Source organism: Streptomyces sp. NPDC015661 (assembly GCF_043077765.1).
Classification (GTDB): Bacteria; Actinomycetota; Actinomycetes; order Streptomycetales; family Streptomycetaceae; genus Streptomyces.
Genome location: NZ_JBIBST010000002.1, coordinates 667,140 through 688,012, shown reverse-complemented (window position 1 = coordinate 688,012; position 20,873 = coordinate 667,140). Strand labels below are relative to the sequence as shown.

The window sequence follows — 20,873 nt, the reverse complement described above, 5'->3', positions numbered from 1 at the left end:
GCGGATCATGACCTCCACGACCCCCAAGGCCCCGATCGTCGCCGGCGGACACACCCGGATCCGGCCGTTCAACACCCGCGAGACCTATCCCGAGCAGAACCTCGACAACGACCTCTGCCAGGCCGTCGTCGCCGGAAACACGGTGTACGTCCGGGGCCAGATCGGCCAGGACCTCGACACCAGCGAGTCCGTGGGCGTCGGCGACGCCGAGGCCCAGGCCGAACGGGCCATGGCCAACATCAGCATGCTGCTCGAAGAGGCGGGCAGCCGGATGGAGCACCTGGTCAAGCTGACGATCTACCTGATCGACCCGCGCTACCGCGAGGCGGTGTACCGCACGGTCGGCCGCTGGACCAAGGGCGTGCACCCCATCTCCACCGGTCTCGTCGTCTCCGCCCTCGCCCGGCCGGAGTGGCTGTGCGAGATCGACGCGATCGCCGTGATCCCGCAGGAGGAATCGGCATGACCTTCTCCCTCCTCGTACGCGACGGTGCGCGCTTCGGCGTCGTGGCGAGCTCGTCGAGCCCGGCCGTCTTCGCCCGGGTCGCCCATCTGCGGCCCGGGGTCGGCGCGGCGGCCTCGCAGAACATCACCGACCCCACGCTCGGCACGGACCTCCTCGCGGGCCTCGCGGAGCACGCGGACCCGGTACGCGCCCTGGCGGGCGTCACCGGAGCCGCCCGCAACGCCGAGACCATCGAGTACCGGCAGCTGACCGTCCTCGGCCGCACCGGCCCCGGCTTCGCCCACAGCGGCAAGCGGACGCTCGGCACCCACGCCTCGGCCACCGCGGACGGCGCGGTGGCCGCCGGCAACATGCTGTCCGGCACACACATCCCCGGCGTGCTCCTCGACGCCTACGCCGCCGCCGGCGGAGCGCTCGAAGAGCGTCTCCTCGCCGCCCTGCAGGCCGCCGTCGCGGCCGGCGGCGAGGAGGGCCCGGTGCACTCCGCGGGCCTCGCGGTCGTCGCGGACGTGGACTGGCGGGTCACCGATCTGCGGGTGGACTGGGCCGACGACCCCGTCGACCGGCTCCGCGCACTCCTCGACGTCTGGCTGCCGCAGCGCGACGACTACGTGCGGCGCGGACTCGACCCCGCCTCCGCCCCCTCGTACGGCGTCCCGGGGGACCTGTGACAGCGGACATGAAGGAGGCGGCCCGGCAGACCGTGCACCGCCGCGCCGAGGAGCTCATCGCTCTCTCCGAGCGTCTGCACGCCGATCCGGAGACCGCCTGGGAGGAGCACCGGGCCGCGGCCGCCGTGCCGGAACTCCTCGACCGGGCCGGATTCGACATCACCCCGTCCTACCTGGGTCTCGAGACGGCGTTCCACGCGCGGTTCGGCGGCGGGCCCGTACGGATCGCCCTGTGCGCCGAGTACGACGCCCTCCCCGGCCTCGGTCATGCCTGCGGGCACAACCTCATCGCGGCGAGTTCCGTCGGGGCCGCACTCGGCCTCGCGGCCGTCGCCGACGACGCCGGCCTCACCGTCGAGGTCTACGGAACCCCGGCCGAGGAAGGCGGCGGCGGAAAGATCGAGCTGCTCGACCGGGGCGCCTTCGCCGGGGTCGACCTCGCGATGATGGTGCATCCGGCGCCGGTCGACGTCGCCGAGGCCCGCCCCTTCGCGGTCAGCCACTCCCGGATCTCCTACACCGGGAAGTCCGCGCACGCCGCGGCCTACCCGGAGGCCGGGGTCAACGCGGCCGACGCCTTCACCGTGGCCCAGGTCGCGATCGGCCTGCTCCGCCAGCAACTGCCCGCCTCGGCCCGGGTGCACGGCGTGGTGACCCACGCCGGGGACGCCCCGAACGCCATCCCGGAGCGCTCGACCGGACGGTGGTACGTACGGGCCGAGACGCTCGCCGAACTCGCCGCACTGGAACCCCGCGTCACGCGGGCCTTCGAGGCCGGTGCCCTCGCGACGGGCTGCGAGCTCCGGATCGAGCCGGAGAGCAGGCCCTACGCCGAGTTCCGCAACGACGAGACCGCCCTCGGCCACTACCGTACGAACGCCCTCGCCCTGGGGCGGGAGTTCGCCCCGCCCGGACAGGCCGCGCGGATGAACCGTGCCTCCACCGACATGGGCAATGTCTCCCAGGTCGTGCCGGCCATCCACCCGTACATCGGCATCGGCTCCCTGCCCGCCACCAACCACCAGCACGAGTTCGCCGCGCACTGCGTGGGCGGGACGGCGGAGCGGGCCCTGCTCGACGGGGCGATGGCGCTGGCCTGGACCGGCGTGGACCGCGCCCGCCCTCCCCGACCCTCCGAAGGACCCCGATGACCCTGACCTCCGACCCCCGGCGCACCGTCCCGCCGGACCCCGGGTACCGGACGGAACACGACATGCTCGGCGACATCGACGTCCCCGCGGACGCCTACTACGGGGCGCACACCGCCCGGGCACTGGTCAACTTCCCCCTCACCGGGGAGACCCTCGCCTCCCGCCCGCACATGATCCGCGCCCTCGCGGCGGTCAAGTGCGCCGCGGCCCGAGCCAACGCCGAGGTCGGCGCCCTGGACCCCACGCTCGCCTCGGCGATCGCGGACGCCTGCGCCGAGATCCGTGACGGGGCGCTCCACGACCAGTTCGTGGTCGACCTGATCCAGGGCGGCGCGGGCACCTCGACGAACATGAACGCCAACGAGGTCATCGCCAACCGCGCCCTGGAACTGCTGGGCCGCTCCCCAGGCGAGTACGCGGTCCTGCACCCGCTCGACCACGTGAACCTCGGCCAGAGCACCAACGACGTCTGTCCGACCGCCCTGAAGCTGGCGCTGGACGCCCACGTGGCCGAACTGCTCGCCGCCCTGGCCGGGCTGCGCGGCGCCTTCGAGGAGAAGGCCGCCGAGTTCGCCGGGGTCCTGAAGATGGGCCGCACCCAGCTCCAGGACGCCGTGCCCATGACCCTGGGCCAGGAGTTCGGGGCGTACGCCGCCACCCTCGCCGAGGACGAGCAGCGGCTCGCCGAGGTCAGACCCCTGCTGCACGAGATCGGCCTGGGCGGCACGGCGATCGGCACCGGCCTCAACGCCCGCCCCGGCTACCGGGAGCGCGCGGTGGCGGAGCTCCGGCGGCTGACCGGCATCCCGACGCTGGTGTCCTCGCCCGACCTCGTGGAGGCAACCCAGGACGTCGGCGTCTTCGTGCACCTGTCCGGTGTGCTCAAGCGCGTCGCCGTGAAACTCTCCAAGATCTGCAACGACCTGCGCCTGCTCTCCTCGGGACCGCAGGCCGGACTCGGCGAGATCAACCTCCCGGCACGGCAGGCCGGTTCGTCCATCATGCCCGGCAAGGTCAACCCGGTGATCCCGGAAGCGGTCAACCAGATCGCCTTCGAGGTCATCGGCAACGACGTGACCGTGACCCTGGCCGCCGAGGGCGGGCAGCTCCAGCTCAACGCCTTCGGGCCGGTCATCCACCGCAGCCTCGGCGCCGGCCTCGACCACCTCACCGCCGGCGTCGCCGTCCTCACCGAACACTGCGTGCGGGGCATCACCGCCAACCGCGAACGGCTCGCCGAGACGGTCGCCGCCTCCACCGGACTCGTCACCGCCCTCGGTCCCGCGCTCGGCTACGAGACCGCCTGCGCCCTCGCGGTCGAGGCCCACCACACGGGCAGACCGGCGCTCGACCTCGTACGCGAGCGGGCGCTGCTGACCGAGGAGGAACTCGACGAGCTCCTCAGCCCCGCCGCCCTCACCGGTCTGCCCGCCCTCTGAGGGCATCCCGGCCGGTGCCGCATAGGGTCGGAGGGGACAGGATCACCAGGCGCGAGGGCCACGCATGACGTCACCAGTGGGTTTCACACTCGTCCAGCTCCGCTACTTCCTCGTCGCCGCCGAACGCGGCTCGATGACGGAGGCGGCGGCGGAGCTGCACATCGCGCAGTCCGCCGTGTCCACGGCCGTCCACAACCTGGAGCAGGACCTCCGGGTCCAGCTCTTCATCCGCCGGCGGGGCCGGGGCCTGACCCTCACCCCCGCCGGGGAGCGGCTCCGGCAGCAGGCGGAGGAACTCCTCGCCCGCGCCCGCGAGGTCGCGGAGGAGGCCCGGGGAGGGGGCGAGTCCCTCTCCGGGCCGGTGGCCGTCGGCTGCTTCGTGACCCTGGCCCCCCACTACCTGCCGGCTCTGTTCAGCGAGTGCACCCGACGCCACCCGGGCATCGAGCTGGACGTCGTGGAGGCGGAGGCGGACCAGCTCGTCCAGGCCCTGGCGGCGGGGCGCATCGACTTCGCGCTCACCTACGACCTCGGTCTCGCGGCCGAGCCGGACCTGGACGGCGAGACGGTGGCCCGCGCCCCGGCGTACGTCATCGTCCCGGCCGATCACCCGCTGGCGGGACGGGACAGCGTCGAGCTGGCCGACCTGTCCGCGGAGCCGCTCGTCCTGCTCGACCTGCCCCACAGCCGCGACTACTTCCGCTCCCTGGTGGCCGCCACCGGCACCACGCCCGACGTGCGCTACCGCACGGGGAGCTACGAGACCGTGCGCTCCCTGGTGGCACGCGGGCTCGGTTACTCGGTGCTCAACCAGCGGCCGGCGACCAGCCAGACGTACGGCGGCGGGGAAGTCGCGGAGCTCCGGCTCCGGGACGGCGGACCGCCGCTCGACGTCAAGATCGCCTCGGTGCGGAGCATGACCCAGACGGCCCGCGCGCGGGCGGTCATGGACCTGCTCCGGGAGATCGCCGGCGCCCCCTGACGGGGAGCTCCAGGCGCTACAGTGCGGCGCCGCCCGTCACCGCCCGGGCGTGCGCCAGGATCAGCTCACGGGCCCGGTCGGGGCGCAGAGCGGCGTTGCGGCTGACGATGTGCAGTCCGTAGCCGTCCTCCAGGGCCACGAGCCCGTGCGCCAGGTCCGGCGCCGCCGCGGCGAGCGTGAAGACCCCGGTCGCGGCGCCCACCGCGAGGGCGGTGGTGTAGAGCGCGACCTCCCGGGCGAAGAGCGAGGCCATCAGCTCGGCGTGCCCGGGGCTGCGCCCCGCGCGCCGGTGCAGTTCGTAGAGCAGCCCGTGGACCGGATCGTCCGTCATGCTCGGCAGACCGCTGTTCAGGAGGGCCCGCAGCCGCGCCGCCGGATCGTCGGCGGGCGCCTCGTCGTAGGCCTGCTGCCGCGTGGCCAGATAGCTCTCCACGGCACCCCGGTGCACCTCAAGGACGAGGTCGTCGAGCTCGGGGTAGTAGTACAGGACCGAGCCCTGGGAGACGCCCGCGGCCTCCGCGATGTCCTTGATGCGCAGGGCTTCGAGGCCGCGCTCGGCGATGGCCCGCCCCGCGGCGGTGACCAGGGCCTCTCGGCGTGCCGTCTGGTCGCGTGGTCTGCCCGCTTTCCTCATGCCGACCATTCTCTGATGCCCGCATCAAGTTGTGCAAGAAGTTCTCGTCCAGAGCATTGACGGCCGCTTCACCAATTGTTTGAATCCCAACTCAAAGAAGTCGGTGCGGACGATCCCCGCCGGACTCCTCCCCCTCCGCCGCCCCCGCACACAGCCCGGGCCGCACCCCTCCCGTCCCCCCCCCGAACGGGCACCGGCTCGCAGACGTCCCACGACGCGATCGAAGGCCACACCATGCAGACGTACGCCCACTGGCGGCAGCGCGCCGCCGAACTCACCCCACGCACCCGCCTGTTCATCGACGGAGCGTGGACCGACCCCGCCGAGGACCACTGGCTCCCCACCGTGAACCCCGCGACCGGCAAGACCACCGCCCAGGTGGCGGCCGGGTCCGCAGCGGACGTCGACCGGGCCGTGGCCGCGGCCCGCACCTCCTTCGAGGACGGCCGCTGGTCGCGCACCGCACCCGCGGAGCGCAGGCGGGTCCTGCTCGCCCTCGCCCGCCTGATCGAGGAGCACGGCGAGGAGCTCGCCCTCTGCGACACCCTCGACATGGGCAAGCCCATCGCGGAGTCCCACGGCACCGACGTCCCCGGTGCGGCCGGCGTCTTCACCTGGTACGCCGAGGCCGTCGACAAGCTCTACGACGAGGCCGCCCCGGCCCCGCCGGGCAACCTCGCCCTCGTGCGCCGCGCCCCGCTCGGGGTCGTGGGCGCGGTGGTGCCCTGGAACTTCCCCCTCGACCTCGCGAGCTGGAAGCTGGCACCCGCCCTGGCCGCGGGCAACAGCGTCGTCCTCAAGCCCGCCGAGCAGTCCCCGCTCTCCGCCCTGCTCCTCGCGGAGCTCGCCGCGGAGGCCGGCCTGCCCGACGGCGTGCTGAACGTCGTCCCCGGCCCGGGGGGGACGACCGGGCGGGCGCTCGGCCTCCACCCGGACGTCGACACCCTCGTCTTCACCGGGTCCACCGCCGTGGCCAAGCGCTTCCTCGCCTACTCCGCCGAGTCCAACATGAAGCAGGTCTGGCCCGAGGCCGGCGGCAAGAGCCCCAACGTGGTCTTCGCCGACGCCGACCTGGACACGGCGGCGGAGCGCGCGGCCTGGGGCTTCGTCTACAACGCCGGGCAGGTGTGCTCCGCCAACACGCGCCTCCTCGTCGAGGCATCCGTCGCCGAGGAGTTCACGGCCCGCGTCGCCGAGCACGCCCGCGGCTGGCTGCCGGGCGACCCCCTCGACCCCGCGACCCGGCTCGGACCGCTCGTCGACGAGGCCCAGGCCGAACGCGTCCTCGCAGCCGTGCGCTCATCGGGCGGCACCGTCGTCTGCGGCGGCACACGGCCCGAGCGGGACGGCGCCTACCTCGACCCCACCGTCGTCACCGGCCTCGGCCCCGACGCCCCACTCGTCCGGGAGGAGCTCTTCGGCCCCGTCCTCACGGTGCTCCCCTTCCGGGACGAGGCCGAGGCGATCCGCCTCGCCAACGACTCCGCCTACGGCCTCGCCGGCTCCCTCTGGACCCGGGACCTCGGCCGCGCCCACCGGGTGGCCGACGCCCTGCGCGCCGGGACCGTCTCCGTCAACACGGTCGACGCGCTCAGCCCGTACACCCCCTTCGGCGGGTTCAAGCAGTCCGGCCACGGCCGTGACCTCTCCCTGCACTCCTTCGACAAGTACACCGGCCTGAAGACGACCTGGATCGCGTACGGCTGACCCGCCGGCGCGGCACCCGATCCGACACCCTGACCCCAGCAAGGGACACACCACCATGACCAGCGACACCGCAGACCTCATCGGCCTCGACCGGGCGCACATCATCCACCCGTACCTGCCGGGCACCGCCACCGAGCGCGTGATCATGGCCTCCGGTTCCGGCTGCCGGCTGACCGACACCGAGGGCCGCGACTACCTCGACGCCACCGGCGGCCTCTGGCTCGCCCAGATCGGCCACGGCCGCGAGGAGGTCGCCGACGTCGCCCACGAGCAGATGAAGAAGCTGGAGTACTTCACCAGCTTCTGGGAGTTCTCCAACGAGCCGGCCATCAAGCTCGCCGCCCGCCTCGCCGAGATCGCCCCCGAACCGCTCAACCACGTCTACTTCACCTCCGGCGGCTCCGAGGGCAACGAGGCGGCCATCAAGATGGCCCGCTACTACCACCACCGGCGCGGCGAGGGCAGCCGGACGTGGATCCTCGCGCGCAGCAAGGCCTACCACGGCATCGGCTACGGCGGCGGCTCGGCCACCGGCTTCCCCGTCTACCACGAGGGCTTCGCCCCGATGATGCCGCACGTCTCCCACCTCACGCCCCCGTGGCCGTACCGCAGCGAGCTGTACGGCGACGAGCCCCTCGCCCCCGAGCAGGTGACCGACTTCCTCATCCGCGAACTCGAGGAGCGCATCGCCGAGATCGGCCCGAAGAACATCGCCGCGATGATCGGCGAACCCATCATGGGCGTCGGCGGCATGCTCGTTCCGCCGGCCGACTACTGGCCCCGCGTCCGGGAGGTCCTCGACCGGCACGGCATCCTGCTCATCTTCGACGAGGTCGTCACCGCGTACGGCCGGGTCGGCGAGTGGTTCGCCGCCCAGTACTTCGACGTCACTCCGGACATCATCGTCACCGCCAAGGGCATCACCTCCGGCTACGTCCCGCTCGGCGCGCTCCTGGTCAGCGACGACCTCGCCGAGGTGCTCCTGCGCGACCACGGCTTCCCCATGGGCTACACCTACAACGGCCACCCCGTCGCCACGGCCGTCGCCACCGCCAACCTCGACATCATCGAGCGGGAAGGACTGCTCGCCCGCGCCACGAGCCTGGGCTCCTTCCTCCACGACGAACTGAAGGCGCAGCTGGGCGACCTGCCGATCGTCGGCGAGATCCGCTCCGTCGGCATGATGCTGGCCGTCGAACTGGTCCGGGACCGCGCCACCCGCGCACCCCTGCCGCTCGACCCGGCCCGGATGCCCCACGACGTCATCCGCCGCGAAGCCGGCGTGATCGTCCGCGACTCCGCCCACAGCCTGGTCCTGTCCCCGCCGCTCGTCATGACGGAGACCGAGGCCAAGGAAGTGGCCACCGCGCTGCGCGGTGTCCTGGAGCGCACCGGTCCCACCGGCGAGATCCGCCCCGCCTGACGACGCACGGGAGGCCCGGTTCCCCGCCGGGCCTCCCCGACACGGACGCCATCGGTGTCACCGCGCTCACGCGCGCCTGCTCGCAGTACCCCTCTCCCCGCTAGGAACTGCCCGTGTCCTCCCCTCTCTCCACCACCGACTCGCGCACTCCCCCCACCACCTCCGGCCTGAAGCGCAGCCTGAGGCGCCTCGACATCACCGCCCTGGGCATCGCCGCCGTCATCTCCTTCGACACCGTCGGGCAGATCGCCACCGGCGGTGGCGAGGCCGCCACCTGGACGGCGGCCCTCGCGCTCTTCTTCCTCGTCCCGTACGCCCTGCTGTTCGCCGAGACCGGCGCCGCCTTCCCGCAGGAGGGCGGCCCGTACGTCTGGGTCAAGCTCACCCTCGGCCGTTCGGCGGCCGCGCTCACCACCCTGCTGTACTGGGTGACCAACCCGATCTGGCTGGGCGGCTCCCTGGTCTTCCTCGCCGCCGAGACCTGGGACGGCTTCGTCTTCCACCTGGGCTCGGGCACCTTCGCCGACTACACGTTCAAGCTGCTGTTCGTGTGGACCGCGATCCTCACCGCCGTCGTCTCCCTGCGCCGCGGCAAATGGATCACCACCCTCGGCGCCGCGGTGAAGGTCCTCACCCTCGCGGTGTTCACCCTGACCGCGCTGCTCTACGGACTCGAACACGGCTTCCACGGACTCACCGACGCCCACTTCACCCCGACCACCGCCGGATTCCTCGCCCTCGTGCCGATCCTCCTGTTCGCGTACGTCGGCTTCGAAGCCCCCAACGCGGCCGGCGAGGAGATGCACGACCCGCAGCGCGACGTGCCCGCAGCCCTCGGACGTTCCGCGTCCGTCGCCGCCTGCTGCTACCTGCTGCCGGTGGTGGCGCTCCTCGCGGTCGTCCCCGCCCACCAGGTCACCGGCATCGGCGGCTTCATGGAAGGCGCCCGCCTCGTCTTCGGCATCTACGGCGGCGCGGCCGGCCCGCTCCTGACGCTCACCGCCGTCATGTTCGTCTTCGCCCTCCTCACCCAGGGCAGCGCGTGGATGATCGTCAGCGACCGCATGCAGGCCATGGCCGCCGCCGACGGCGGCTCCTTCACCCGCAAGCTCGGCGCCTTCCATCCGCGGCTGGGCACGCCCGTCCGCACCAACCTGCTCTCCGGAGCGGTGGCCACCGTCTTCATGATCGTGGCCATGCGGGTCGCGGAGGGCGACGCGGGTGCCGTGTTCGCCGTGGTGCTCACCGTGGCGGTCACCACCCTGCTGCTGTCGTACCTCGTGATCGTCCCCGCCCTCGTCCTGCTCCGGCTGCGCCGGCCCGAGGTCGTACGGCCCTACCGGGTCCCCTTCGGCCACCGCGGCTTCATGACCTGCGCGGCGCTCGTCTACGCCTGGATCCTCGTCGGCTCCTGGTGCGCGCTCTTCCCCGGCACCCTGGAAGCGCTCCTCGGCATCGAGTACGCCTTCGACGACATCTGGGGCATGTCCCGGGCGGCGTTCGAGGCGTTCACCCTCGGCACGGTGGCCGTCCTGCTCCTGGTCGGCGCCGCCGGCCTGGCGATCGCCCGCCGGGAGAGCCCGGACGCGGAGATTCATTGCAACGAGCCGTTGCATTAAGGCGCAGCGTCATTGCATCAATTTCGCGGCTGTGACCAGGGATTATGGCATTACATTGATTGACGGAAGTCTGAACGCAACGTAGCTTTCGGACTACTTCAACGACCTGATGCCGCGAGATCGAGGAATGACCATGAGCGAGTCCGTCCACACCGTCACCGACCTGCCGACCGAGCGCCCGTCCGGATGCCCCTTCGACCCGCCGGCCGGACTGATCGACGCCCGCAAGCACGGCCCGATCAGCCGCTACACCCACCCCGGCGGGAAACCCGGCTGGCTCATCACCGGGTACGACCTGGTCAAGTCGGTCCTGGCCGACCCGCGTTTCAGCTCGCGCAAGGACCTCATGAACGTGGTGGACTTCGAGCTTCCGCCGGCGCCGCCCGGCGAGTTCCTCCTCATGGACGAGCCGCAGCACAGCCGCTACCGGAAGCCGCTCGTCGGCAAGTTCACCGCGCGGCGGATGCGTCTGCTCGCCGAGCGCGTGGAGGAGATCACCGCCGACTGCCTGGACGCGATGGAGGCGGCCGGGCCGTCGGCGGACCTGGTGACCGCGTTCGCCAAGCCCATCCCCACCATCGTGATCTGCGAGATCCTCGGGGTGCCGTACGAGGACCGCGCTTCCTTCCAGGAGCAGATCGACAAGTTCATGGGCGGGGCGGTGAGCGACGAGGAGCTGATCGCGGCCTACACCGCGACCCAGGAGTACCTCGCGCAGCTGGTGGCCGCCAAGCGCGCGAACCCCACCGACGACGTGCTCAGCGAACTCACCGACAGCGATCTGACGGACGAGGAACTGAGGGGGATCAGCCTGATCCTGCTGGCGGCCGGCTTCGACACCACCGCCAACATGCTGTCCCTCGGCACCTTCGCGCTGCTGCGGAACCCGGAGCAGCTCGACGCGCTGCGCGCCGATCCCGCGCTCACCGACGGGGCCGTCGAGGAACTGCTGCGGTACCTGACCGTCGCCAAGTCCTTCATGAGGACGGCGCTGGAGGACGTCGAGGTGGGCGGGCAGATCATCGAGGCCGGCACGACGGTCGTCCTGTCGTACAACACCGCCAACCGTGACCCCGAGCGCTTCACCGACCCCCATGAGCTGGACCTCCGCAGGGAGCACACCGGGCACCTGGCCTTCGGCCACGGCATCCACCTGTGCCTGGGGGCCCAGCTCGCCCGCGTCGAGATGCGGGTCGCGTTCGCCGCGCTGTTCAGGCGCTTCCCGACGCTGCGCCTGGCCGTCCCGGCGGAGGAGGTCGCCCTGCGCCCGGAGACCGCGGACATCTACGGGGTGAAGAGCCTCCCGGTCACCTGGGACGCGTGACCGCGCGCGGGCGCGGGCACCCCACTGTGCCCGCGCCCGGCGCGGTTCCGCCGTCGGAAGATACGGTGCTCCGTCCGGAACGGGCCGAGGTCCCTCTCCGTCGCCGCCTGCGCCGCGCACATGGAGCGCCCGTCCCCGAGGTGCGTGGCCGGGTCAGGAGCCCGCGTCCTTCGCAAGCCCCGCCCGATGTGGCACGGTGAGGGCATGCCGGTCCCCGTGATTCTCGACTGCGATCCCGGTCACGACGACGCCTTCAACATCCTCCTGGCCGCCGCGCACCCCGCGATCGACCTGCTCGCGATCACCACCGTCGCGGGCAACCAGACGCTGGAGAAGACCACGCTCAACGCCCGCCGGGTCTGCTCGGTCGCCGGGATCAAGGGCGTGCCGATCGCGGCCGGCCGCGACCGGCCGCTGCACGGGCCGCGGCGGATCGCCGAGAACATCCACGGCGACTCCGGCCTCGACGGGCCCGGATTCGGCGAGCGCGAGCCGGACGTCCCGCAGGACCCGCGCGACGCCCTCACCCTCATCCGCGACACCCTCCTGGCGCACCCGTCGCCGGTCACCCTGGTACCGACCGGACCGCTCACCAACATCGCGGTCTTCCTGCTCGCCCACCCCGAACTCGCCGGGCGGATCGAGCGGATCGTGCTCATGGGCGGCTCGACGGGGCGCGGCAACACCACGCCCGCCGCCGAGTTCAACATCCTGTGCGATCCGGAGGCGGCGGACATCGTCTTCCGCAGCGGACTGCCGGTGACGATGTTCGGCCTCAACGCCACCCATCAGGTACGGGCCACCCCGGAGGTCGTCGCCCGGATCGCCGCGCTCGACACCCCGCTGAGCGGGCTCTGCGTCGACCTCCTCACCTACTTCGCGTCCACCTACCGCGAGGTGTACGGCTTCGACGCGCCCCCGCTGCACGATCCGCTGACGGTCGCCCACCTGATCAACCCGTCGCTGGTCAGCCTGGTGCGGGCGGCGGTGACGGTCGAGCTGAACGGCACGCACACACGGGGCGCGACGGTCGTGGACCTGCACGGGGTGACGGGCCTGCCCGCCGAGACCGCGGTCGGCATGGAGGTCGACACCGACGGCTTCTGGGATCTGATCGTGGAGGCCGTACGCGTACTCGGCGGGAGCGACCGCCGCTAGCGCGCGGCCAGCCGTTCGAGGAGCGCGGTGCTCCGTGCCAGCAACGCCCGCTCCTCGTCGGTGAGTTCGGCCTCGATGGCCTGCGCGAGCCAGCCGGCCCTGCGGCCTCGCTCCGCCTCGAGAGCGGACCGTCCCGCGTCCGACAGCTCGACCAGTGACTTCCGGCCGTCCGTGGGGTGCGCCCGGCGCGTGACCAGGTTCTGTTCCATGAGCAGTCCCACCGCACGGGCCATCGACTGGGGGCGTACCCGCTGATCGGCGGCGAGGTCGCTGGTGGTCATGGCGCCGTTCCGGTCGAGCGCGCCGAGTACGGCGGCCTGGCCGAGCGGGATGCGGTCCTCGTCCTTGACGCGTCGGGTGAGCTTGCCCATCGCGGTGCGCAGTTCGGTGGCGATGGTGGCGGCTTCCGGGGTGGGCATACGGCACTTTACCCCGGGGGTCGGCCGTGCCGTACGGCTGACCTGCACAGCAATGCTGTACAGCAAAACTGAACAGAGAAACTGAACAGCATTGCTGTAGGGTTTGGGCTGTCGGGCTCAGTGTCAGCGCGGACGCAACCGGGGCCACGGCACACCACCACGGGGAGGAACCACCATGTCCACCAAGGAAGCCGGGACCGTCGACGCCGTCATCGAGGCCGTCACCGCCCGCCGGATCATCGACAGCCGCGGCAACCCCACGGTCGAGGTCGACGTCGTCCTGACGGACGGGTCCCTGGGACGCGCGGCCGTCCCCTCCGGCGCCTCCACCGGCGCCCGGGAGGCCGTGGAACTGCGCGACGGAGACGCCGCGCGCTGGCACGGCAAGGGAGTCGACCGCGCGGTCGCCCACGTCAACGGGGAGATCGCCAGGGCCGTGCGCGGCCGGGACGCGGCGGACCAGGCGGGACTCGACGCCGCCCTGATCGCCCTCGACGGGACCGCCACGAAGTCACGGCTCGGAGCCAACGCCGTCCTCGGCGTCTCCCTCGCCACCGCCCGGGCCGCCGCCGTCGCCCACGGCCTGCCCCTCTACCGCTACCTCGGCGGCGCCGACGCCCACCTCCTGCCGCTGCCGATGATGAACATCGTCAACGGCGGCGCCCACGCCGACAATCCGCTGGACTTCCAGGAGTTCATGATCGCGCCCGTGGGCGCGGACACCTTCGCCGAGGCCGTCCGCATGGGCAGCGAGGTGTTCCACACCCTGCGCCGCGACCTGCTGGCCGCCGGGCACTCCACGGGCGTCGGCGACGAGGGCGGCTTCGCGCCGGCGCTGCGCACCGCCGAGGAGGCGCTCGACTTCGTGGTGTCGGCCGTCGAGCGCACCGGCTACCGCCCCGGCGCGGACATCGCCCTCATCATGGACCCGGCCTCCTCCGAGTTCTTCCGCGACGGGGTGTACGACTACGCGGGCGAGGGGGTGCGCCGCACCCCCTCCGAGAACGCCGACTACCTGGCCAAGCTCATCGACGCCTACCCGATCGTCTCCATCGAGGACCCGATGGCCGAGAACGACCTGGACGGCTGGCGGGAGCTGACCGCCCGCGTGGGCGACCGCTGCCAGCTCACCGGCGACGACGTGTTCTGCACGAACGAGACGCTGCTGCGCGAGGGCATCCGTACCGGCGTCGGCAACTCGGTCCTCGTCAAGGTCAACCAGATCGGGACCCTGACCGAGGCGCTGGCCACGGTGGACACGGCCCACCGGGCGGGCTGGACGGCCGTCATGTCGCACCGCTCGGGCGAGACGGAGGACACCACCATCGCGGACCTGGCGGTGGCGACCGGCTGCGGTCAGATCAAGACCGGCTCGCTCTCCCGCTCCGACCGCACGGCGAAGTACAACCAGCTGATCCGGATCGAGGAGGAGCTGGGCGACTCGGCGCGCTTCGCGGGCCGCTCCGCACTGCGCCGGGCGTGACCCGCACGACGGAGAGCGGCGTCACCACCGGGAGGTGGTGACGCCGCGTCCGGCGACCGGGGTCACCGGGAGGGGATCACTTGCCGAGCCACGCGTTGTGGACGGTCACCGTCGAGGTGTTTCCCTGCTTGTCCGTGACCTCGGCGGACAGCGCGATGCCGCTGTCCTTCGCCGGGCTCTTCACCGAGAGCAGGCCGCCCACGACCTTCGCCGGCTGCCAGGTCTTCCCGGCGTCGTAACTCACCGACACCGAGAGGGACTTCAGGTTCGCACCGGCCGCGGCGCCCTGCACGGTCACGGGGACCAGGACCGAGGCGCCCGCGGGGACCCGCGAGGCGAGGTCGACGGGGGCCGCGAAGCGGACCGTGGACACCGGCAGCGCCGTCGTGGCCGCGACCTGCTGCGAACGGAACGTGAAGCCGGTCTCGATCCGCGTGGAGACCGCGCCGGCCTTCGCCGGGCGCTCCACGGAGGTCACCAGCCGGTACGCGGCGTCGGCGGCGTCGACCGTGAACGGCTCGTAACCGCTCAGCGGGTCGGTGTTCTCGGCGACCTTCACCCCGTCGCGGTACAGCGTCGAGGTGGCCGAGGAGTAGGGGACGGTCCCGACGTGCCCCGCGCCGTCGGAGGACAGCGGCACGGCCCCGACGATCTGCTGCACGCCCGTCACCGGGTCCGGAGCGGTGCGGAAGACACCCGTGCCCTCACCCAGGAGCGGGCCCTGGACGCCCGTGTTGAAGGTCTCGCGGTACGTCCGGCCGGCCTCGTAGCGCTTCGGCCGGACCATCTCCCAAGCACCCTCGAAGGCCGGGTAGCCCCACTCGTCCTTGTCGCCCAGCTGGTTGTACCGGGTGAGCCACGTGGCGCCGTCGCCGGTGGAGACGTAGAAGGTGCGCGTGCCCGGCGCCGGCTGCGGTGCGGAGAAGCCGTTGCCCTCCGGCGCGCCCGGCAGATGGGCGTACGGGGAGGCCAGTGCGGTCTTCCCCGGGGCGGAGGCGCCGAGACCGACCTTGAGGGTGGCCAGCTCGGTCGCCTTCACGTGCCGGCTGTAGCCGGTCGCGACCGTGCTCACCTTCCCGCCGAAGGCCACCGAGTACTGGCTGCCGGCGTCCTTCAGGAAGTGCGCGTCCCAGGTCTGCAGGAGCGAACCGTCCGTGACGGCCGGACCCAGATGGGCGGTGCGGAAACCGGTCAAGCCCCGCAGGACCCAGCCGTTTCCGACCCGGCCGATGTCCGTCGCGACCTCGTAGTACGTCCCCGCGTAGTCGGCCTTGTCGATGCCGGGCACGGTCAGGGTCACCGGCTTGGTGGTGCGCGCGTCCGAGACGACCGTGGTGTCGGCCGTGACGTCCAGCTTCGGACGGGCGATCCAGTCGGTGCCCGCGCTGTAGTCCGACGGGTCCTGGTAGACGGCCGTGTTGAGGGTGTACGAACCCTTCGGCACACGGATCGTGTGCGCGCCCGGCTCGTTGTCCACGCGGGCCTGGAAGTTCGCGGCGGGCCCGCCGACCCCGGTCAGCGTGGTGGAGAAGTTCTGCGCGTCGGCGCCGTCGCGGCCGAGTGCCCGGACCGTGAGGTCGTACGACTCCGCCTCCCGGACGGCCACCGCGGCCGTGCGGACGGACTGGCCCGCGCCGGTGGCGGTGACGTAGCCCGAGTAGGTGCCGTCGGCGTCCCCGATCCTGGTGTCGGCGACGAGGTCCACCTCGGCCGTGCCGCCGGCGGGCACCGTCACCTTCGGGGCGCCGAGCGTGAAGAACCCGGCCGGGGCCGGCTTGCCCGAGGGGTCCAGGGACGCCACCGACAGGTCGAGCGTGATGTCGGCGGCCCCGAGGTTGCGATAGGCGACCTTCTTGCCGACGGGCTTGTCGTCGGTGTGCGGCCACAGCGCGGTGCCGTAGTTCAGCGACACCGGCTCGGCGACGACGCTCTGGGCGAGCGCCTTGTCGACCTGGATCCGGCCCGAGCCCTGCTGGAAGGCGGTGTGGGCGCCGCCCTTGGCGGAGCCGGTCAGCGCGCCCTTGAGCTCGGCGGACTTCCAGTCGGGGTGCCGCTGCTTGAGGATCGCGGCGGCGCCCGCGACGTGCGGGGTCGCCATGGAGGTGCCGTCGATCGTGAGGTAGCCCGGCGCGGGGTGCGGTGTGCCGGGGCGGGTGTCGATGAGGCTGCCGGGGGCGGCGGCCGCGGTGATGGCGACGCCGGGCGCGGTCAGGTCCGGCTTGACGGCCCCGTCGCCCACGCGCGGACCGGTGCTGGAGAACGAGGCGAGCCTGTCGTCCTGATCCACGGCGCCGACGGTCAGCGCGGAGTCCGCGCTGCCCGGGGAGCCCACGGACGACGGGCCGGACTCGCCCTCGTTGCCCGCCGCGACGGCGAACAGGATGCCCTTCTCGGCGGACAGCCGGTCGACCGTCGCCTCCAGCGGGTCGACGCCGGGGCTGTCCGGGCCGCCGAGGCTGAGGTTGACGACGTCCGCGCCCTCGGCGGCGGCCCACTCCATGCCCGCGATGACGGCGGAGTCGTCCCCGTACCCCTCGTCGTCGAGGACCTTCCCGCTGATCACCTTGGCGCCGGGGGCGACGCCCTTGAACCGGCCGCCGGACCTGGCGCCGGTACCGACGGCGATCGACGCGACGTGCGTGCCGTGCCCGACGCGGTCCACGGCGTCGGCCGAGGCGGAGAAGTTCTTCTCGCCGACGACCTGCGTCTTCAGGTCGTCGTGGGTCTTGTCGACGCCGGTGTCGAGGACGGCGATCTTCACGCCCGTACCGTCGAACCCGGACTCCCACGCCCGATCGGCGCCGATCTGCCGGACGCTGCGGTCCAGGCTCGCGCCCCGCACCCCGTCCAGCCACACCGTGGCGATGCCGGAGGCGGTGGCGCGCAGGCCGCTGTTCTGCCGGTCGGTCAGCGCCTCCCACAGCCGGGCCACGTCGTCCGGGGACGTACGGATGGCGTCGGCGTCGATCGTCGGGAAGGTGCGCCGCAGCTGGGTGTCCCCGGCGGCACGCACCTCGGCCCGGGCGGCGCCGGCACCCCCTTCGTACCGCACGATGAGCTTGAGCCCCGCGCGGTGGCTCTTGCGGAGCCGCGGGTCCGTGAGCACGTCGAGGTCGAAGAGCCGCTGGTCGAGGCGGCCCGTGGCGATCAGACGCCGCGCGTCGCCGGGCACCACGAGGGTGTGGTCCCCGGTGCGCTCTATCTGTACGGGTATGTGTTCGCGGCCCTTGGCGGACTCGAAGCCCACCATCCGGCCCTTGGCGTCCACCACGACGCGGTCGCCCGTGACGAGCGGGATCCGCTGGGTGCCGCCGACGTGCGGGGTGGTGTCCGGTGCGGCCGTCTCGGTCGCGGTGATCGCCGTCGCCGGGCCGGTCATGCCCGCGACGAGGGCCACCGATGTGGCCGCTGCGATGGTGAAGGCGCGTGCTCTCTGCACAGGTGCGCGCAAGTCTCCCCCAGGAGCTCGGGATGAGGTCGAATGGTCGATTCCGGCCCGGAGCGCGAGGCGTCCGTCGCCGGTCAGCGCAGTATGTGAGGAGCGGAGGACGTGATCAACGCGGCTGGGGGAGTGGGGCGTTGATGTGCTTGGATTCAAGCCATCGTGCGGTCGTCGTGTGTGATCGGGCGACGATGGCGATGTGACGGCACGATGACGGCGGCGCGATCCTTGCGCGACAGCGGCGCATGCCGGAACCGTCCCGGGGCAGGCCCCACGGGCGTTTCGGGGATCCGCGCCCGTGCGCGGGGAGCGCGCCCCTCCGCTTGGCCGTATCCGCACCCGGACGGAACCGCTCTCCATCCGGGCGCGTCCGGCCGGCAGGGACGCACTCCCGCCGGTCGCGCTACGGCCGGCCGTCGAGCCAGCTCAGCTTGTGCCCGTACAGCACCCGCTGGCAGTAGTCCGTGCCCACCGGATCGGCGGCGTCACGGTTCGCCGTGCAGTCGGACGCGGACCCCGGGCGGTGCTCGGAGAGGGACCACAGGCGGCCCGTGCCCCGCTCGACGTAGAGGTCCTCGGCGCCCCGGGCGGTCTTGACGGCCGATCCGTTCGTGACGAGCTGGCCGTTGCTCCAGCCGTAGCGCCAGAGGTTGCCCGGCTCGTCCGTGCCCTTCGACTCGTTCACGTACAGCGTGCCGTTGTACGCGGCCGCGCCCTGGGCGCCGCCGTTGGTCAGCGGCAGGTAGTTGGCCCAGCCTTCCGCGGTCACGTCGGCGGAGCGTCCCTCCAGGTCGGCGACGGGGAAGGAGGCGATGCGGCCGGTGGACGGGTAACCGCTCTCCGGACGGCAGTACTCACCCATGAGCAGACGGTCCGGGGTGGTGCTGCGGTCCAGGGAGATGTAGGAGGCCTTCGGGGCGCCGGTGGAGACGCAGGCGTAGGAGCCCGCGGGGTTGCTCTGCGTCGCCTTGAACTTCCAGGCGGCGACCTGCGGCATCACATAGCGGTAGCCGAAGCTGTACCAGACGTTGTCGTGCCGGCCGACCTTCGTCTTGTCCTCGGTGTTGGCCGTGGTCTGCACACCGTCGGTGTCGCTGCCCATCGCGTCGTGCGTGCCGGGGTCGCCGTCCGGGTCCAGGTCCATGATGTAACGCATGTCGAAGACGCGCAGGCCGTTGCGGGTGTCGGCGACGTACAGGTAGTTGCCGTACCAGACGATCCCGCCGGCGTGGACGCCCTTCTGGATCGGGTACTCGGAGGCGTGCAGACCGTCGAAGGAGACGTGGTCGGCCGAGTTGATGTAGGTCCAGCCCAGCAGGACGTGCCGGTACTTGACCTCGGGGCTGCCGGTCGCCGGGTTGGTGCGGCTCTGGACGAAGGTGATGCGGACGCCCTTCTGGTTGCAGGCGTCGTCGGCCTCCAGCTCGGCCGTGGTGCAGTCGCCGGTGGCCGGGTCCGGGTCGGTCTCGCGGCCCGGGTCCCAGCCGTCGTACGAGGCGAACAGCTGGATGTTCCCGGCCGTGCCCCACAGCTCGTCGTCCTGGGCGTCCGAGACGCCCGAGAATCCCTGCGGGACCCACTCCTGCGAGGTGGAGTCGTCGCTCTGCAGGCAGTACTTGATGTCGGGATCCGCGGCGGTGCCGAACGGGTCGCGGGAGCACCACGGCGTCACGGTGCGGTTCGCCCCGGCGAGGAGGTTCTGCACCCCCGACTTGGGGAGGACCGCGTCGAGGCGGGTGACCCGCGAGGTGGTCTCGGCGTTCAGCGCGCCGGGCGACATGGTGAAGTCACCGGGCGAGGCCGCGCCGCCGGGCGAGGTCCAGGCGGTGGCCGCGAAGGGCGAGGCGGCGGCCTCGGCCGCGAGCGGCTCCTGGACCGTGGGGTCCGAGACGTCCCGCGGGACGACCTCGGCCTCGGCCGGAGCCACGAGGCCGGTGAACACGAGCGAGGCCGCGGCGGCTGCGGTGAGCCAGGCGCGGCGTATTCGCCTTGAGGGCATGGGTGGGTGCCTCCGTTGATGAAGCGTCAGACAAGTGGCACGGAGGGTTCCAGAACGCCCGAGCGAAACGCAAGCCTGCCGGAATTGGCGGCAACAACCCTTTTATGGTGGGCGATTGAAGCCGACGTGCCCGGATCGCACCGCCGGATCGGGGGCGGGTCCTGATGACGGAGCGGCCGGGATCCGTGGCTTCGGCGGCGGTTCGGTGCAAGACCTGTCGCCGATCCGCACAAGATCCACACGGTGGGCCTTCGGGCCCTCCTATCCTGGGCCGATGTGTGCCCAGCGAATCGACCGCCCGACAGATCTCGACGTGGTCCGTGACTCCTACGACCGGGTGGCCGACAACTACGTCGACATGGTGCTGACGACGGGAATCGGCGACATCCGTCAGCACCCGTGGCTCAAGGCGTCGATCGACGCCTTCGCCGACAGCGTCGGCGAGTCGGGGCCCGTCCTCGACGTCGGCTGCGGACCCGGAACGGTGACCGCGTACCTCGCCGAGCGCGGGCTCGACGTGTCCGGGGTCGACCTCTCCCCCCGCATGATCGAGAACGCGCGCCGGCTGCATCCGGAGTGCCGCTTCGGCGTCGCCTCCGCCACCGAACTCGACCTCGCCGAGGAGTCCCTGGGCGGAGTGCTCGGCTGGTGGTCGCTCTTCAACCTCCCCCGGGAGGTCCTCCCGCAGGTCCTCGGCATGTTCGCGCGGGCCCTGAAGCCGGGCGGGCACTTCATCACCGCGACGCACGTCGGCGACGAGGACATCCTGCGCACCGAGGCCTACGGGAGCGCCGGTGTCCGCTGGACCACCCACCAATGGCGGCCGGAGCAACTCGTGGACCTGATCGAACGGGCAGGCCTGCACCCGGTCGCCGAACTCCGCCTCCCCGCGGACGAGCACACCGGCCCGGGCGTCGTCGTCATGGCGAGGCGACCCGGCTGACGGACCGGAGCAT

The 20,873-nt window shown here is 72.3% G+C and carries 16 protein-coding genes; 12 read left to right on the top strand and 4 right to left on the bottom strand.

The window, feature by feature from the left end; genetic code table 11:
* Positions 1 to 7: 7 nt before the first annotated feature.
* The 5 genes from ACF07V_RS07660 to ACF07V_RS07640 all read left to right on the top strand — a co-directional run bounded on the left by ACF07V_RS07660 (position 8) and on the right by ACF07V_RS07640 (position 4,709).
* Complete coding sequence (locus tag ACF07V_RS07660; RefSeq protein WP_392152090.1) at positions 8 to 466, top strand: RidA family protein; 459 nt, start codon at positions 8 to 10, stop codon at positions 464 to 466.
* Complete coding sequence (locus ACF07V_RS07655) at positions 463 to 1,137, top strand: DUF1028 domain-containing protein (RefSeq protein ID WP_392152088.1); 675 nt, start codon at positions 463 to 465, stop codon at positions 1,135 to 1,137. The genes ACF07V_RS07660 and ACF07V_RS07655 overlap by 4 nt, the downstream gene beginning before the upstream one ends.
* Complete coding sequence (locus tag ACF07V_RS07650; protein ID WP_392152087.1) at positions 1,134 to 2,288, top strand: M20 family metallopeptidase; 1,155 nt, start codon at positions 1,134 to 1,136, stop codon at positions 2,286 to 2,288. The genes ACF07V_RS07655 and ACF07V_RS07650 overlap by 4 nt, the downstream gene beginning before the upstream one ends.
* Positions 2,285 to 3,727 (top strand): aspartate ammonia-lyase, encoded by a 1,443-nt coding sequence (locus tag ACF07V_RS07645; protein ID WP_392152085.1) that lies wholly within the window; start codon positions 2,285 to 2,287, stop codon positions 3,725 to 3,727. Before ACF07V_RS07650 ends, ACF07V_RS07645 begins: the two co-directional genes overlap by 4 nt.
* 64 nt (positions 3,728 to 3,791) lie before the next feature.
* The gene (locus ACF07V_RS07640) at positions 3,792 to 4,709 is read left to right on the top strand and encodes a LysR family transcriptional regulator (RefSeq protein WP_392152083.1); all 918 of its coding nucleotides are present in this window, start codon (positions 3,792 to 3,794) and stop codon (positions 4,707 to 4,709) included.
* Positions 4,710 to 4,725: 16 nt separating this feature from the next.
* Here ACF07V_RS07640 and ACF07V_RS07635 read toward each other — a convergent pair whose 3' ends face one another.
* Complete coding sequence (locus ACF07V_RS07635) at positions 4,726 to 5,343, bottom strand: TetR/AcrR family transcriptional regulator (RefSeq protein WP_392152081.1); 618 nt, start codon at positions 5,341 to 5,343, stop codon at positions 4,726 to 4,728.
* Positions 5,344 to 5,577: 234 nt separating this feature from the next.
* Here ACF07V_RS07635 and ACF07V_RS07630 point away from each other — a divergent pair, with 234 nt between their 5' ends.
* The 5 genes from ACF07V_RS07630 to ACF07V_RS07610 all read left to right on the top strand — a co-directional run bounded on the left by ACF07V_RS07630 (position 5,578) and on the right by ACF07V_RS07610 (position 12,574).
* A complete protein-coding gene (locus tag ACF07V_RS07630; protein ID WP_392152080.1) occupies positions 5,578 to 7,050 on the top strand; it encodes an aldehyde dehydrogenase in 1,473 nt (490 codons plus the stop codon).
* Between the two features lie 55 nt (positions 7,051 to 7,105).
* Entirely contained in the window at positions 7,106 to 8,473 is a 1,368-nt protein-coding gene (locus tag ACF07V_RS07625; RefSeq protein ID WP_392152078.1) for an aspartate aminotransferase family protein, read from the top strand.
* Positions 8,474 to 8,586: 113 nt separating this feature from the next.
* Positions 8,587 to 10,092 carry an APC family permease gene (locus tag ACF07V_RS07620; protein ID WP_392152077.1) on the top strand — a complete coding sequence of 502 codons (1,506 nt, stop codon included), beginning with the start codon at positions 8,587 to 8,589 and terminating at the stop codon, positions 10,090 to 10,092.
* 133 nt (positions 10,093 to 10,225) lie between these two features.
* Complete coding sequence (locus tag ACF07V_RS07615; RefSeq protein ID WP_392152076.1) at positions 10,226 to 11,416, top strand: cytochrome P450; 1,191 nt, start codon at positions 10,226 to 10,228, stop codon at positions 11,414 to 11,416.
* Positions 11,417 to 11,620: 204 nt separating this feature from the next.
* Positions 11,621 to 12,574 carry a nucleoside hydrolase gene (locus ACF07V_RS07610; protein ID WP_392152074.1) on the top strand — a complete coding sequence of 318 codons (954 nt, stop codon included), beginning with the start codon at positions 11,621 to 11,623 and terminating at the stop codon, positions 12,572 to 12,574.
* On the opposite strand, the gene ACF07V_RS07605 is transcribed toward ACF07V_RS07610, so the two are convergent.
* Positions 12,571 to 12,993 carry a MarR family winged helix-turn-helix transcriptional regulator gene (locus tag ACF07V_RS07605; protein WP_392152072.1) on the bottom strand — a complete coding sequence of 141 codons (423 nt, stop codon included), beginning with the start codon at positions 12,991 to 12,993 and terminating at the stop codon, positions 12,571 to 12,573. The two genes, ACF07V_RS07610 and ACF07V_RS07605, sit on opposite strands and share 4 nt — an antisense overlap.
* A gap of 175 nt (positions 12,994 to 13,168) precedes the next feature.
* Here ACF07V_RS07605 and eno point away from each other — a divergent pair, with 175 nt between their 5' ends.
* Positions 13,169 to 14,476, top strand: coding sequence for a phosphopyruvate hydratase (eno, locus tag ACF07V_RS07600; RefSeq protein WP_392152070.1), 1,308 nt, complete (start codon positions 13,169 to 13,171; stop codon positions 14,474 to 14,476).
* A 76-nt stretch (positions 14,477 to 14,552) separates the two neighbouring features.
* On the opposite strand, the gene ACF07V_RS07595 is transcribed toward eno, so the two are convergent.
* Both ACF07V_RS07595 and ACF07V_RS07590 read right to left on the bottom strand, forming a co-directional pair.
* Entirely contained in the window at positions 14,553 to 17,915 is a 3,363-nt protein-coding gene (locus ACF07V_RS07595; protein WP_392152069.1) for a S8 family serine peptidase, read from the bottom strand.
* A gap of 406 nt (positions 17,916 to 18,321) precedes the next feature.
* Positions 18,322 to 19,917, bottom strand: coding sequence for a hypothetical protein (locus ACF07V_RS07590; RefSeq protein ID WP_392152067.1), 1,596 nt, complete (start codon positions 19,915 to 19,917; stop codon positions 18,322 to 18,324).
* A gap of 274 nt (positions 19,918 to 20,191) precedes the next feature.
* Here ACF07V_RS07590 and ACF07V_RS07585 point away from each other — a divergent pair, with 274 nt between their 5' ends.
* Positions 20,192 to 20,860: a class I SAM-dependent DNA methyltransferase gene (locus ACF07V_RS07585; protein WP_392152065.1), complete on the top strand. Its 669-nt coding sequence runs from the start codon at positions 20,192 to 20,194 to the stop codon at positions 20,858 to 20,860.
* Positions 20,861 to 20,873: the final 13 nt, after the last annotated feature.